General features: G+C 39.6%; 12 protein-coding genes. 1 reads left to right on the top strand and 11 read right to left on the bottom strand.

The annotated features are described in order from the left end of the window. Window positions 1-441 precede the first annotated feature (441 nt). From ACE1B6_RS21475 to ACE1B6_RS21440, 8 genes are all read right to left on the bottom strand, one after another. Complete coding sequence (locus tag ACE1B6_RS21475) at window positions 442-1,419, bottom strand: FkbM family methyltransferase (RefSeq protein ID WP_413259309.1); 978 nt, start codon at window positions 1,417-1,419, stop codon at window positions 442-444. A gap of 281 nt (window positions 1,420-1,700) precedes the next feature. Further along, on the bottom strand, window positions 1,701-3,722 hold the full coding sequence (locus ACE1B6_RS21470; RefSeq protein WP_413259308.1) for an FAD-dependent oxidoreductase: 2,022 nt from the start codon (window positions 3,720-3,722) through the stop codon (window positions 1,701-1,703). 137 nt (window positions 3,723-3,859) lie between these two features. Next, window positions 3,860-5,368: an HlyD family efflux transporter periplasmic adaptor subunit gene (locus ACE1B6_RS21465; protein WP_413259307.1), complete on the bottom strand. Its 1,509-nt coding sequence runs from the start codon at window positions 5,366-5,368 to the stop codon at window positions 3,860-3,862. Continuing rightward, a complete protein-coding gene (locus ACE1B6_RS21460) occupies window positions 5,361-7,598 on the bottom strand; it encodes a peptidase domain-containing ABC transporter (RefSeq protein ID WP_413259306.1) in 2,238 nt (745 codons plus the stop codon). Before ACE1B6_RS21460 ends, ACE1B6_RS21465 begins: the two co-directional genes overlap by 8 nt. Before the next feature lie 124 nt (window positions 7,599-7,722). Next, window positions 7,723-8,100 (bottom strand): beta/gamma crystallin-related protein, encoded by a 378-nt coding sequence (locus tag ACE1B6_RS21455; RefSeq protein WP_413259305.1) that lies wholly within the window; start codon window positions 8,098-8,100, stop codon window positions 7,723-7,725. 608 nt (window positions 8,101-8,708) lie between these two features. Beyond that, window positions 8,709-9,017, bottom strand: coding sequence for a hypothetical protein (locus ACE1B6_RS21450; RefSeq protein ID WP_413259304.1), 309 nt, complete (start codon window positions 9,015-9,017; stop codon window positions 8,709-8,711). Window positions 9,018-9,073: 56 nt separating this feature from the next. Continuing rightward, window positions 9,074-9,352, bottom strand: coding sequence for a hypothetical protein (locus ACE1B6_RS21445; RefSeq protein ID WP_413259303.1), 279 nt, complete (start codon window positions 9,350-9,352; stop codon window positions 9,074-9,076). A 424-nt stretch (window positions 9,353-9,776) separates the two neighbouring features. After that, complete coding sequence (locus tag ACE1B6_RS21440; protein WP_413259302.1) at window positions 9,777-10,175, bottom strand: nuclear transport factor 2 family protein; 399 nt, start codon at window positions 10,173-10,175, stop codon at window positions 9,777-9,779. Between the two features lie 358 nt (window positions 10,176-10,533). On the opposite strand from ACE1B6_RS21440, the gene ACE1B6_RS21435 reads away from it, so the two are divergent. Continuing rightward, on the top strand, window positions 10,534-10,968 hold the full coding sequence (locus ACE1B6_RS21435; protein WP_413259301.1) for a RidA family protein: 435 nt from the start codon (window positions 10,534-10,536) through the stop codon (window positions 10,966-10,968). Here ACE1B6_RS21435 and ACE1B6_RS21430 read toward each other — a convergent pair. The 3 genes from ACE1B6_RS21430 to ACE1B6_RS21420 all read right to left on the bottom strand — a co-directional run bounded on the left by ACE1B6_RS21430 (window position 10,965) and on the right by ACE1B6_RS21420 (window position 13,922). Continuing rightward, window positions 10,965-11,972: a zinc-binding dehydrogenase gene (locus ACE1B6_RS21430; RefSeq protein WP_413259300.1), complete on the bottom strand. Its 1,008-nt coding sequence runs from the start codon at window positions 11,970-11,972 to the stop codon at window positions 10,965-10,967. The two genes, ACE1B6_RS21435 and ACE1B6_RS21430, sit on opposite strands and share 4 nt — an antisense overlap. A gap of 138 nt (window positions 11,973-12,110) precedes the next feature. Next, window positions 12,111-12,995, bottom strand: a complete 885-nt coding sequence (locus ACE1B6_RS21425; protein ID WP_413259299.1) for a formylglycine-generating enzyme family protein — start codon at window positions 12,993-12,995, stop codon at window positions 12,111-12,113. A 102-nt stretch (window positions 12,996-13,097) separates the two neighbouring features. Continuing rightward, entirely contained in the window at window positions 13,098-13,922 is an 825-nt protein-coding gene (locus tag ACE1B6_RS21420; RefSeq protein ID WP_413259298.1) for an alpha/beta fold hydrolase, read from the bottom strand. Between the last annotated feature and the right edge of the window lie 8 nt (window positions 13,923-13,930).

The raw sequence follows: 13,930 nt of genomic DNA, 5'->3' as shown, positions 1-13,930 counted from the left end.
AAACTTTTAATTTTGTAATCAATTGATAAGAAAGAGTAGCTTAACGGGATGAGTTTCAATAATTAAACAATCGGGCTAAGGGATGCAGGATTGGCGATTTGTAGACAATTTTCGATTCTGGAATTTTTAGTTATGGAATATTGACAAGCTTTGCAATTCTAGCTTTGATGTTAGTAAGCTGTTACGCATTTAAATCACTTATTCTTATTAACGAGTAGGGTGCGTCAGACGGTAAAGCCTATGTAGAAAGGAAAATATCTAAATCTGACGCACCCTACAATATGACTTTTAAATGTGTAACACCTTAACATATATTTGACTCTCTTTTTTTGGGTCTTTTGCGATCGCCCTTTTGTTTGTCAGACTGCGGGGCGGTTGCTTTTACATTAATTAATGATGATTATAAGGTGTAATTGCACCTTGACATCCTCACCGACCTTTTTAAAGACGATGTTGAATATTATTGATGACAGGTAAAGCATTTAGTCCTGGCTCGACTAATTCAGGAATTTCAGATAAAGTTTCGACAATATTACGGGCAAAGTTGTATTGTGAATCGTCACCGTGATGAACTGTCAAATATTCTAATAGTTCTAAAGCATAGTCGGGAAAACCTAATATATCAGCTATACAGGCTAATTTTAAAATGCGTTTTGGTGTGGTTTTCTGAATCTGAGATTTTTCCCCAATTAAATCTCTTAAGTAACAAGCATTTGCCCAAATTAATTGTCCTTTCCGAGTTGATGAATAGATAGGAGCACTAGCACGAGTGACGCGACACCATTGATGATCGGTAGCTAAATCAAATAAAGTAAAATCATAGTTTCTTAAATAAAGATCCACATCAGCAAATAAAGGTTGATTGGCATATAAAGGGGAAAATTCAACTTCTACTTGCACGCCTAGTAAACTGTTTTCTAAAATTGACGATGCACCCCTTAAAACGTCAAGTTCTGCGCCTTGAACATCAACTTGAATAAAATCAACTTCTTCTATTCCTTCTTCTCGACAAAATGTATTTAAATTGGTGGTTTCAACTTCTATTGTTAAATCTACTTTTAGGGAATCTTTGAAGCCATATAAGCGATCGACATAAGCTTCATTCGGCGGATATAAAGAACTGCAATCAGGACTTTGAGTTACATAAATTGTCGAATTGCCAACATTGCTTGATATAGCTAAAGGAAAATGTTTTTCTGTCCAATTTACTTGTCTTAATTCTAAATCGGCGTTAGCAGCATTACAGGCATCTTCATCAGCATCAAAACCGAAAATTCGCAAGTTGGGTGCTAAGATAGACCAATCTCCAGAACCGTAGTCATCTTCGACGAGCATCTTGCGAGAGCCGACAATAAACAAGGTTATTTGAATTTGTTCTAGCCGACCATTTTCTTGAAGTTTTCTGACAAAGAGAGACATAATCAATATTATTTTTGAGTTTCACCATGATTGTACTCAAGTTATGGGTTGAATTTGGCGATCGCTGATAATTAATATTGTACTTAGGGGAATGGTGCGTTAAGCTGTTACGCATTTAAATCACTTATTAACGAGTAGGGTGCGTCAGACGGTAAAGCCTATGTAGAAAGGAAAATATCTAAATCTGACGCACCCTACAATATGACTTTTAAATGCGTAACAGCTTAGTAATAACGTAACGCACCCTACGGAAAGAGGCTAAAAAGTTTCCTAGTCCCTAATCACTTCCACTCTTCCCAAGATTGATTAAAAATTGAAGTATTGGGGAAAGCGACGGGGTTTTGGTTTTTCTCTAAACGTTGTTGCAATGCTTCTAATTGTGGTTCTTTTGATGGTAGTTGATCTACTAATTCGTAGGGAAGAACATTATTTTTTAAAGCGAAGTCGGCGGTAGTTCCTGCTGCTGCACCTACTGACCATTCAAAGGAGTGAACGCGATAGGCTGCGGCGGCGGTGTGACTGGTGGCGATGCTTTTTCCTGCTACTAACATATTGTCGATTTTTTGGGGAATCATTGCTCTTAAAGGTACTTGAAAGGGGAAAGTTCCGCCTTGTCCTTTTCTGGTTCCTTCTCGTTCTCTATTTCCGGGTGCTTCTGGGGGACTTTTTTCCATGCAGGGGTGAAAATCGATCGCATAAAATCCAATTCCCACCGAGTCAGGAAAAATCGTAGAACGCGATCTAGGTTTCACTTGTTCTGGTGATATTTGACCGCCAATTACTAAAGGTGCATTTAACCCAGATAAAGTTGCCCATAAACGGCGATACTCTTCTGGCGAAAGGTTTTGACTGTAAAATTCTTGACGGAAGTTATTCCGAGAAATGTCAATTTCCCAAACAGTAAAACCCTCTGGTTCTGCGTAACTTGGTCTACCAACGATCCGTCTTCCTTCGCGCATATAAGGATATTTAGACAAACCATGTGCGGTTCCCATTGGTGACTCTAAACCACTGAGAAAACGCAAATTTGGATAAGGTGTTTTAACATTATCACCTAATTGGGAATCTGTAGTTCCTTTGGCTAACCAATAATAAAAACCAAGGGCATTTTCTTCACCTCGGCGTAAGGTTTCGGTGCGAAGTCCTCCCATCCATCCACCGGGGTTTAATTGTCCGGTTTCTTGCAATTGTTCGCGGGTATAAATCAGGTTATCTTGTGAAGTTCCGGGACGATAATCATTTCCCCAAGTCCAGTTTTGCATGGAAATATCACCCGGATTAATTGGGTATTGTTTGTAGTCTCCGGGTAATGGTTGGTCTGGTTTGGCGCTGAAAATGCGCCGATAGGAAAAAACTAAATTGAAGCTAGCTAAACGAGGTAATTCATAACTGTAATAAGGCTGGTATTGAGGATAAAATGATGGCATTGTTTGCGGTTGTGGCTGTTCCGTTGCTTCCATTGCAAAGGTGTAGGTGAAGCCTTGGGTGCAAAATTTATCGCCTGTTTCTGTAGAGGATGAAGGTTCTAAAAAAGAACGAGGATCGATACCCAAACGATAAGGAACGTCTGCTAAACCGATTAATTCTCCGGTTTCGGTGGCTTCTATTACATACCAGTCAGCGGGACGAGGTTTTTGATTTGATTTTGCCGTTTTCTTTGGAACAAAACGAATGATAGTTTTATCAAATTGGGGGGAATTTTCGTAGCGATAAGCGTCTTCCATTGTGCGGGATAATGGCAGGGTGTTTAATGGTGGCGCACCTTTGGCGGGTTGGTGTTGAATGGCGATCGCACTTTGAATTTGTTTCCCATCGGAACTAATATCAAGTTCTTTAATTACTGTTGCAGGAAACCATTTGAGTTTTCCATCGCCTTTTTTGGCAGCATCTTTTAAGATATCAAACAGGATTTTGTGTCCGTCATAAGGGAAAAAACAAGATTCACTCACCCAACATTTTCCGGGGTTGAGTCTACCATAATGTTCTTCAATGCGTTTGCGAAGTTCTAAATAACCGCGAGGATAAAATAGTAGTCGCCGTTGGGTAGCTTTTTCGTCGAGTGCAGAGGTTCCTTGCGAGGAAATTTGTCCGCCTACCCAGTCGGTAATTTCCGTTAAACAAACTGTTCTCCCAGCGAGTAAGGCTTCGTAAGCCGCCGCAGAACCAGAAAGTCCTCCGCCAACGATCAAAAGTTCGCATTCTTCGGTTTTGTCTGGTTGTCTCGGTGGTGCGGCTAGAGCCAAGGGTATGGTTGATTCTAGCAGGATTAATGTGAGTGGAAGAGTGATGAGCGATCGCTTCATGATGAATTTGAGTTGAAATAACTCCTTTTTCCAGTTAGCTATAAGAAGGTAGCATTTAGAAAATGTTCATCGCAAGCTTTTGGGGGAAGTTGGCGATCGATGCGGGAGAAGCACAATACCTAATTCGCTAACAATGTCTACAAATCAGTAATCAGTCTTGCCTTCCTGAGAAAGAATTCGAGTACAGTTTCTTCTTTAGTAATAATATCGGCTCTGCCTTCCATTCCCAATTGAATAACACACTGTTTTTTGCCCTGATTTAAAGAAAGGTTTTCGGGTTCAATTGTTACTTCATAAAAGGAACTAGCTGCAATTGTTTTTCGGGGAATTGGTGCTGCTAAAGCAACCGAATTAAGATTACTCTGCGGAGTGAACGCATCTGGAGAAATCGCCTTGACCTTGCCTTTTAAAGTGCCGTAATCTGTATAAGAACAGGCAGAAACTCGCATTTGTACATTTTGACCTTCTTTCAATTTGCCTTTGTCTTGAGTTGGTACTGCTGCTTTAATAACTAAGGGAGCATTGCTGGGAACAATTTGGGCGATTTCCTCTCCAGAACGCACAGTTTGACCAACATTACGTAAGTTTAACTTAGAAATAATCCCGTCTGCTGTGGCAATAATGGTAGTTTGGCTGAGGTCAATTTTTACTTGTTGAAGTTCGCGGATGTTGCGCTCAGTGGTTTTTTGAATTTCGATGCGTTGTTGGATTAGGGCTTTGCGTTCTTTTTCCAATGTAGCAATGCTGGCAATACGGGAAGCTTTTTCTTGAGCAATGCGCTGTTGTGCGATCGCAACTTCCGCATCGCTTGGATTTAAAGCAGCGATCGCACGTCGCCGTCTAGCAGTAGCAGCAACAATAGATTGTTGCAACCGTTCAATTGTTTGTTTTTGTGCTTCAACTGCTGCTTTTTGTGCCTCAACTGCTGATGATTGTTGAGCAACAGCTAATTGTGCTTCCTCTAATTGATTTTTAGAAAGTGCTCCTTCATTGGCTACACTTTGATATCGGCTTTGCTTTGACTTAGCTGCTCCTAAAGCTGCTTGAATGGCGCTTAAATTAGCTTGGGCTGACTTTAATTCAGCAAATGCTTTTTGCAATTCTTCTTGAGCGATTTTAACATTCGCCTCAGCTTCTTCGACTTCTGTAGTACTGGTAACTTGCCTTTCTTGATAATCTCGGCTACGGCGGCTCAACTCAGCTTCAGCAGCAGCAATAACGCGGTTAATTCGCTCAGTTTCAGCTAAAATTTGCCGATTAATTACATTAATTTGGGCATTAACTTGCACGAGTTGTAACTGACTTTGCTGAATGCTGCTTTGTAACTGGCTTTTTTTAGTTTGAAGTCGAGAGTCATCGATCGTAGCAATCACATCACCTTTTTTAACAGCTTGATTTTCTTTCACCCAAAGGCGCATAATTGAACCTTCCGTTGCAGTTTGAACTAACCGCAATTCACCAGCCGGACGAACATTTGCTTCAGCTTTGATGGTAACTTTATATTTGCTTACGGAAGCAAGAGCGATCGCTATTCCCACAAAACTAAGTAGAACAATTCCACCAAATTTAGTCCAATAACCAAGAGGTGGCAGAAAATCTTTATCTTGAACTGGGGGTAAATAATCTGAATTAAAGTTGCTAATCATGATGGTTATAATTGCTAACTGAGGAAACTTTGCCATTGGGGTAAGAGCAAGCGCATTTCACCAAGGAACCATTCGTTGTTGATAAAATGTCGTCTAAAAAATCTAAGTGTTCGCCAGGAAGATAGCGCAATTCTTCTGGAGTACCTTGAATTTTCAAGCGCCCTTCTTCTAGCAGTACAATCCAACCTGCTCGTTCGATAACTTTAGGGCGGTGACTAATCATAATTGTGGTTTTTCCCTGACGGGAATCCAGCAGATTATTGAGTACTTCGGCCTCACTAATTGGGTCTAAAGCGCCAGTGGATTCATCTAAAATAAGCACGGATGGATCGGTAACTATGGCTCTGGCGATCGCTAATCTTTGTCGTTGTCCGCCAGAAAGATTCGCCCCAAATTCTCCCAAAACAGTTTGGTATTTGTCGGGCAGTTTACTAATAAACTCATCTGCACCAACAATCTCGCAAGCTTTAACAATTTGTTCAAAAGTAATCTGAGGATAACTAAAGCGGAAATTATCAATAATTGACCGACTCCAAAAGTGAGATTCTTGGGGAACCAGCACCACTTGCTGTCGCAAACATTCTAAGGAAAGGTCTTGCTGATTATAAATGCCATAGCGAATGTTACCAGATTGCAGAGAATATAAACCAGCAATCAGCTTAGCTAAAGTACTTTTACCACAGCCAGATTTACCAATTAAAGCAGTTACTTTACCACCAGGAATAGTTAGGGAAAAATCTTGTAAAAGGTCAACTCTTCCCGCATGGTGAAAGTTAAGATTAGTGCAAGTAATATTTACATTGTCGGAAATTGCTGCTAAAGGCTTTCTCAAATCACTTTCATCCTCTGGTGTAGCGTCGATTACCTCTGTTAAACGTTGAATGACAATTTGGGCGGTAATAAATTCATCAATTAAGCCAATTCCTGAACTTAAAAAGCCGAGAAAATTGTCACTTAAGCCATTAAAAGCTAACAATTGTCCAATACTTAAAGCGTGATTAATTACTAAATAGCTGCCTAACCAAAGTAAAGCAATACTGGTGAAAGTAGATAGAATGCTGGTGATTGTACCGCTATAAAGTCCTAGCTTCATGGTACTCCAGCCCAAGTTAGCCAGACGACCGTAATTTGTCTGATACTCTTGCCAAGCTTGCGGGGTAGCTTGAGTGGTTTTGAGAACCTGAACACCGCGAAAGGTTTCGACGAGAAAGCCTTGATTTTCTGTCCCTAAAACAATCTGTTTTCGGGTTTTTTGCCGCAAAGCCGGGAGAAAAAGTAAACTAACAAAAGTGACAATAATAAAGGCGATCAGGGAAGCGAGGGTAAGTTCCCAACTGTAGAAGAGCATAAAGCTCAGGGAAACTAAAGCGATGAAAAATTGACTGGGTAAACCAAGGACAATTTGAGAAACTAAAGTATTGATAGAATTAACATCAGCAATGCGGCTGACTACTTCTCCACTGCGACGACCTTCAAAATAGGAAAGGGGTAAGTGTAGAAGTTTTCGCCCGTATTCTAGGATTAATCCTAATTGCAACCGTTGACTAAAATGACCGATCAGGTGAGATTGTACTAAACCGATCGCACTACTAAACAAATTCATAACGATTACCCCAATTGCTACTGTAGTCAGCAGTTGAGTATCTCCCCGCACCAGTACGTCATCGGTTAGCAGTTGCATCATCAACGGGGAAGCGAGAGATAATAATCCGATCGCCATGTTGATCGCAATTGCCTGAGCGAGAATGAAGCGATAAGGCCAAACACGCGCCAGATAACGCCCAAAGCCACTAATTTTATCTGATGGTTGCTCTAGAAAGCGGCAGTCGTCTGGTTCTAGTAACAGCATTACGCCGTTACCCCAACCAGTAATTAACTCTTCACGGGTGAGGTAACGAATACCGACTGCTGGATCTGCGATCGGATATTTCCTCCCCTTTTGTCCGTATAAAACAACCCAGTGGTAGCCTTTCCAATGAATGATCGCTGGTAAGGATATTTTGTGCAAAGAGTCGAGCAGTTGCGGCGAAGCTTTCACTTGACGAGCATTGAATCCTAAAGCTTCGGCTCCCCGTCTTAACCCCAGCAGGGAAGTTCCCCGCGCCCCAGTGCCGACTGCTTCCCGAATTCTACTGATGGCAAAGGTGCGTTTGTAGTGTTTGGCAACAGTAGCAAGACAGGCAGCACCGCAATCTTCTTCACTATGTTGCAGTACAGCGTGATATTTCATTGTTTTCCTTAAAGCTCGATCGGAGAATTGAAGTAATAAACAGCCTCAGAAATAGATCGACAAACTGAGGCTGTCTAAGCATTACAACAAAGTAATGCCGGGAGAAATTATGCGTCTGAAATAACTAAAAGAGTCGTCTGGATGCAGGAACATCAATGCGTCTGAGAGAGCTAATCCAGTCGTTTTGAATTCCCCGTTGCCGTAACTGGTATAAATTGTATTCTCCAGGTGGAAGTGTTACAGGTTTACCTTGGTTGTTGATGTGTTGATAAAACACCCAGGACTTATTTCCCGTAATCTTAATAGATGAAGTTTCGTCGTTGAAATTGTAATAACGGAGGTTGTCAGTACCTTCATAAAATGTCAGTCTTCGCCCTTGGAATCCATCATGTTGGTATAAATATGCAGCACCTCCGCTACAGGTTGCAGCAACTTCATCTTCAAGTTCCGTGAAGGCAGGAGCTTCAATTTCAGTGAACAGTTGTTCATGTTGGCTTTTCATGTTTTTTCTCCTAATTAAAGGGTGAGTGATTCTGTTGCTTACTGCCAAGTAATTTGTAAATCTGACTAAATTAATGGCGCTTAAGCAAACTATTTATTAGTAGTTAGTGATTGAGTTGCTTTTCTCTAATCACACTTCAATCTTCTAAGGTTGATTCAATAATTTCAAGGGTTTTCAACTTCTTTTTTAGGCATAATTAAAGGAGTTATGTTTTTTTTAAATCTTATTTTTTCAAAATTCAGAAATCTTTGATCTTATAAATTAAAGCAAGCTTTTCCGACTTTTAAACAACAATTGTGCAAGAGGTGTATTATTAAATGTTGTATTTTCAGCTACCAACCTAAAGCGGGACAAATCTGTTCCCCGTTCCCTTTCCTCACCAAAATGTCCCACCTTAGACCGATAGCCATATTTTCTGGCAAAATTGTCGGACTTTTGTATCCGAGAAGTATGATTGATTTATCAAAACCTACTACTGATGAGCTTTTGGACAACTCAAAAGTTTGAAGCGATTATCCTCATGCTGAACAAGCTTACTGCGACAAAGCTTAGAACAAACTAATTCTACTCTGAATAAGTAAGCAATATGAGCCTCTTGCCCGCTATAGTTAACTTCCGCCATTGCGTTCTCTGGCGATCGTCTCTGCTATTGATTGGGGAAATTCATCCAGTTCAGTAGTTCCAGATCCGGCTTTAATTGGAGAATTAAAAGTATAACTAGGGTCACATTCCCCATTTTCGTAAACCTGAAGTATCCATTTATCAGGTAATCCTTCAATGCCAATTTCTACCACGAACCAACTGTTTTTCACATAGCGAGAGTCCAAAACAGTAAACCACTCCCAATCTTCTGAAGGAATTTCCCAATCTGTCATGAGAAATTCCAAAGCAATTTCCGCTGCATCTTCCCCAGTCATGCGATTTTAGATTTTCGATTTTGGATTGACCACAAAGATAATTTTGTTTGTTCCAATTAAGCTTCACTAGGAACAGTATTAGTAGGTTGTTCGGGATATAAGCCCAATTGTTTCGCCAATTCACGGGCGATAAAAATTAAAAATTTAGCTGCATCGTGATTATTATTATGGGCAAATCCTGCTGCTACTTGTACTAATGTGTTAATGAAATTTTCATCGATTAAATCTAAGTGTGCATCTAATACATCTGGTTCTTGTCCGTTGGGACATTTTAATAGTTCATCGATGAGGGTTAGGTACTGGTTTTGGCGTTGTTCTGGAGTTTGTTCTGACATGATTATTGATGAATTTGGGTGAGTTTGGGCAATTTAAAAAATTGCTATGGTGATTATCAAACTACAATATTTTGAGAAAAAACGTATTAGATGATACGGTGACTGGTTGATAGTTGTTACTTTTGTAAGAATAAAAGTTACGGAATGGTTAAGTTATTTTAATTTTTGGTTACTAATTAAAAATCTTTCTCAGTTAAATCAATTGTGGGGGGGGAGGGCGATCGGATTTTTTTAATTATCCATGAAATGATCTATTGAATAGAAATAAAAATTCTGTAGGGGCGAAGCATTCGGGCGACAATTTATGTAACTCAACCGAGATATAGCTATCCGAATGCTTCGCCCCTACACCAATTAATTTGTCAACAGCATTATTAATTTCCAATTTGTAAACATCCTCCAAATTGAGTTAAATTTTATAATCCTAATTCGACTTACCATCACTACCAAAATATTCCCGATATCCACAAATTTTATCTCCGCGAATATCGAAAGAAGCTGCAACGCGATTTTTATAAGATTCTCCTTGTAATTTCCCTTCGTCTAAAAACTCAAAAACAACTGTTGTATCGCTACTAGTTACTCGTTCTACTGAACTAATTGAAAGTCCGCCTACGAAAGATTCAGAAACGTATTCTAGAAACTCTTTAGCTTTCGGTTTACCAATGTTTAATCCGTGATATTTACCCATTGGAAACCAAAAGGTAAAATCATCAGTCAGCATATTTAAAAACTCTTCCCATTCTCCGGTTTTCAGTCCATGACTTAAGTAAGAAAATGCTTTTTGACCTACTTCCAATGTTTTTTGCTGTTGTTCTGTCATTTTCCTTTCCTCCTTTAGTCAATTATTGTAGAATTTATCTAACACAATTTACTAGTAACACATATTGTCGTTTTGATCCCCCTAAATCCCCCTTAATAAGGGGGACTTTGAATCCGGTTCCCCCCTTACTAAGGGGGACTTTGAATCCGGTTCCCCCCTTACTAAGGGGGACTTTGAATCCGGTTCCCCCCTTACTAAGGGGGACTTTGAATCCGGTTCCCCCCTTAATAAGGGGGACTTTGAATCCGGTTCCCCCCTTACTAAGGGGGGTTAGGGGGGATCTAAAACGCTTAAGCTCATAACTAGTAATTTGAGTTATATAATTGATTGGTTTTGCAATTTTTAGGTTGCCAGTTCTATGTCCAAGCGTGAAGTCATTATTCCCAAAGGAATGGAAGTTTTGTATGAAAAGTACCATTATTGTCCGGGAATCAAAATCAATAATACATTATACATTTCTGGGCAAGTAGGTAGGGATGAAAATATGCAAGTTGTCCAGGGAGTTGAACCGCAATTTATCCAAGCTTTTGAGAATGTGAAAAAGGTGTTGACAGCGGCAGGTGCAACTTTTGATGATGTGGTGGAAATGGTTACTTATCATGTTACTGGACAACCGCCTGTTAACCCTGGCGAACAACAAAATTTTACGATTCCCCATTTGCAATTGTTTATGCAAGTCAAGGATAGATATTTTACTAAGAATTTCCCGACTTGGACGGGTTTTGGGATTACTGCTTTGTCTACTCCTGGGTTGATTGTGGAAATTAAATGTGTTGCTGTTTTTTCAGATTAAAAACTAACTACTACTTTGCCACAGTTTTTCCCACTGAGTAGGTATTCTACAGCATTTGGAATTGATTCTAATCCTTGAAACTCGGTGGGGTCAACTGTTACTTTGATTTTGTTGGAATAGTAGAGGTTGAGAAGTCGATCGCACGCCTCCCCCCCAAACTCTGCATAATGCGGCATCAGAAAACCTCGCACTGAAGCAGCTTTCCAAAATATTTTACTATAAATTCTCGGCTGATTTACTAACTCAAAATCATTTAAATATTCGGAAATAAACCCGACAATTACTAATCTTCCTCGCACTGCTAAATTGTCTACGCAAGTATCAAATGTTTGTTTGCCAACACATTCAAATACTAAGTTAATACCTTGGGGATATTCTTGTTGTAAAACTGTGTTTAGGTTTTCTTTGCGGTAGTTGATTGGGCGATCGCACCCCAATTCCTTAAGCAAATTTACTTTAGCATCCGATCCACAAATTCCAATTACATGATTACCCGCTAACTTAGCCAATTGTACCGCAATATGTCCCGTACCTCCAGCAGCAGCAGTAACTAAAACTACCTCATTACTTCGCATTTCTCCGACTTTTTCTAACGCCACTAAAGCTGATACACCTGTAGGCATTAAAGTTAAAATTTCCGGGTTAGCTTCCCGAATTTTCACAGCTAATTTAGCATCCAAAACTTGATATTCTCGATATCCTCCACCCCTAACAGTTGTTGCTACTGCATCGCCAATTTGTAAATCTTTAACTTCACTTCCAACTGCTACTATTTCCCCAACTGCTTCGACTCCTAAATCAAAAGGTGGCGTGAGGTTAACATAAGGAACTTCGCCTCGACAACTTAATGTATCAAAACCTGCATTAATGCCAGCGTATTTGTTACGAATTAGGATTTGATTAGCAGATAAATTAGGAATATCGGCTTCTACAATTTCAACAGCAGATTTAAAATCCTTACTCAATTTTTTAGCAATCAATTTTCGGTATTTGTTGACATTCATAATCTTTAATCCTAAGAGTAATTATCGTCGCCCTTGCGATTAAAATCGCAGCTATACAGACAAAACCTGCCTACGCAGGTTAAAAGTCCGCGTAGGCGGACTTTGTTTCTATAGTCGCGGTTTTAACCGCCATTTTAACTAAGAACAAACAACGCGAAAACCGACATCATAAAGGGAAGCATTTGCTTCTAAAACACTGCGAAAAGCCGATCGACATTTCCTTGGCCCAGTATTCCAAGAACCCCCACGCAAAACCCGTTTTTCCCTATCTCCATCTATCACCCAAGCACTACCATCTGTGGGTGCATTTTGATAATTTTCATGCCAAAAATCCGCACACCATTCTCTTACATTTCCGTGCATATCATAGAGTCCGAAACTATTAGCAACCTCAAAGCTTCCTACAGGTGTTGTTTCTCTTCTATCTTGTCCTTTTGGCCCTAAACCATAAGCACCACGACTGCAAATTTTTCCCATATATTCCCAGTCTATTCCTGAATAATTTGCTAACTCAGTTGTGCAAGTTTCTCCAAAGTGAAAAGGTGTGGTAGTTCCGGCGCGACAAGCATATTCCCATTCTGCTTCGCTGGGAAGTCGATATTGTTTTCCTGTATGTTGAGATAATCTAGCACAAAATTCGATCGCATCATCCCAAGAAATTTGTTCAATAGGTTTATTTAGTGCTTTAATAGTTGATGGATCGGGATGCAGAAATTGATTAATTTTTGGTAAATTTGCTACTGCTTCCCATTGCGCTTGAGTCACAGGATATTTACCAAGAAAAAAAGGTTGAATAGTTACTAAATGCTGAGGAATTTGATTTTTTAATCTGCCTTCCTCAGTATTAGTTGTACCCATTAAAAAAGTTCCGCCTGGAATAGCAACCATTTCTAAAGTTACACCCTGTCCTAACTCTTCCACTCGATATTTAGCGGAACTGCGAGTGCGATCGACTTCTTCACCTTGCGAATTAACTGTCACTACATCAAAATCAAAAGTAAACAAATCTGACGTGACAATCACTTAACTAATCTCCTCTAATAACACTATAAAAACATCTGTGTTTATCTGTGTTTATCTGTGGTAAAAATTCCAAACTTTCGGACTTTGCCAAGAGTTATTTAACTAAACTAAAGAACTATCCAAAAATTCCGTTACTGCTTTTGCTACTTCTTTAGGAATTTGATTCATCATGCAAATTGTTCCCCCAGGAAATTCCACAACTTTTGCTTTTGGTAATGCTTGGGAAAGGAAGAATCTATCTTTAGCTTTTGCTAAACCCAATCTTTCAAATTCTTCCATGTCATCAATTCCCCAAATAATCAAAGTAGGACATTGAATTAATTTAAATCTTTCTGGCGCATCCAAACAATAATTTCCTACCGCCCAAACTGCATATAAAGGATGACCAAAACATTTTAAATCATCTAAAACCCAACGATGGTTTAACTCAGCAGAACCAACATATCTAGAACGTGCTAACCATCTTTCCATTAAATGAGAACCGTCTTCTTTAATTTTAAAACCTTCGTCAAATCTCCTCATTAAATCAGCTTTTCCATCCTCTCCAAAACCAGCTACATTGCAAACAATTAGCTTTTCTACTCTTTCGGGATAAGCTGCGGCGACTTCTCCCGAAACAAAAGCACCAGTATGGTTGCCTAAAATGCAGGTTTTTTCTATTCCTAATTCGTCTAAAAGGGCGATGACTGTTTTGGCGTAGTCTGCAACTGAGTAAAGTCTGGGTGGTTTATCAGAGTCTCCAAATCCCATTAAATCCATTGCAATGACTCGTCTTTTTTGGGCAAGAATTGGTATTAATTCCCGATATTCATCACTACTTCGGGGGTTCATGTGCAGTAAAAGTAGCGGTTCTCCTTCGCCACCAATTCGATATAAAATTTGTCCGTCTTCTGTGTCTAAAAATGCTCTTTTAATTGGTTGTGGCATTTAATTTT

This window comes from Floridaenema fluviatile BLCC-F154 (genome assembly GCF_041929135.1).
Classification (GTDB): domain Bacteria; phylum Cyanobacteriota; class Cyanobacteriia; order Cyanobacteriales; family Aerosakkonemataceae; genus Floridanema; species Floridanema fluviatile.
This window is presented reverse-complemented; position numbering and strand designations above follow the sequence as displayed.

Excerpts from the sequence above, each read along its gene's own strand:
- ACE1B6_RS21475 (WP_413259309.1), bottom strand. The coding sequence starts at position 1,419 with ATGTCTCTCTTTGTCAGAAAACTTCAAGAAAATGGTCGGCTAGAACAA.
- ACE1B6_RS21470 (WP_413259308.1), bottom strand. The coding sequence starts at position 3,722 with ATGAAGCGATCGCTCATCACTCTTCCACTCACATTAATCCTGCTAGAA.
- ACE1B6_RS21465 (WP_413259307.1), bottom strand. The coding sequence starts at position 5,368 with ATGATTAGCAACTTTAATTCAGATTATTTACCCCCAGTTCAAGATAAA.
- ACE1B6_RS21460 (WP_413259306.1), bottom strand. The coding sequence starts at position 7,598 with ATGAAATATCACGCTGTACTGCAACATAGTGAAGAAGATTGCGGTGCT.
- ACE1B6_RS21455 (WP_413259305.1), bottom strand. The coding sequence starts at position 8,100 with ATGAAAAGCCAACATGAACAACTGTTCACTGAAATTGAAGCTCCTGCC.
- ACE1B6_RS21450 (WP_413259304.1), bottom strand. The coding sequence starts at position 9,017 with ATGACTGGGGAAGATGCAGCGGAAATTGCTTTGGAATTTCTCATGACA.
- ACE1B6_RS21445 (WP_413259303.1), bottom strand. The coding sequence starts at position 9,352 with ATGTCAGAACAAACTCCAGAACAACGCCAAAACCAGTACCTAACCCTC.
- ACE1B6_RS21440 (WP_413259302.1), bottom strand. The coding sequence starts at position 10,175 with ATGACAGAACAACAGCAAAAAACATTGGAAGTAGGTCAAAAAGCATTT.
- ACE1B6_RS21435 (WP_413259301.1), top strand. The coding sequence starts at position 10,534 with ATGTCCAAGCGTGAAGTCATTATTCCCAAAGGAATGGAAGTTTTGTAT.
- ACE1B6_RS21430 (WP_413259300.1), bottom strand. The coding sequence starts at position 11,972 with ATGAATGTCAACAAATACCGAAAATTGATTGCTAAAAAATTGAGTAAG.
- ACE1B6_RS21420 (WP_413259298.1), bottom strand. The coding sequence starts at position 13,922 with ATGCCACAACCAATTAAAAGAGCATTTTTAGACACAGAAGACGGACAA.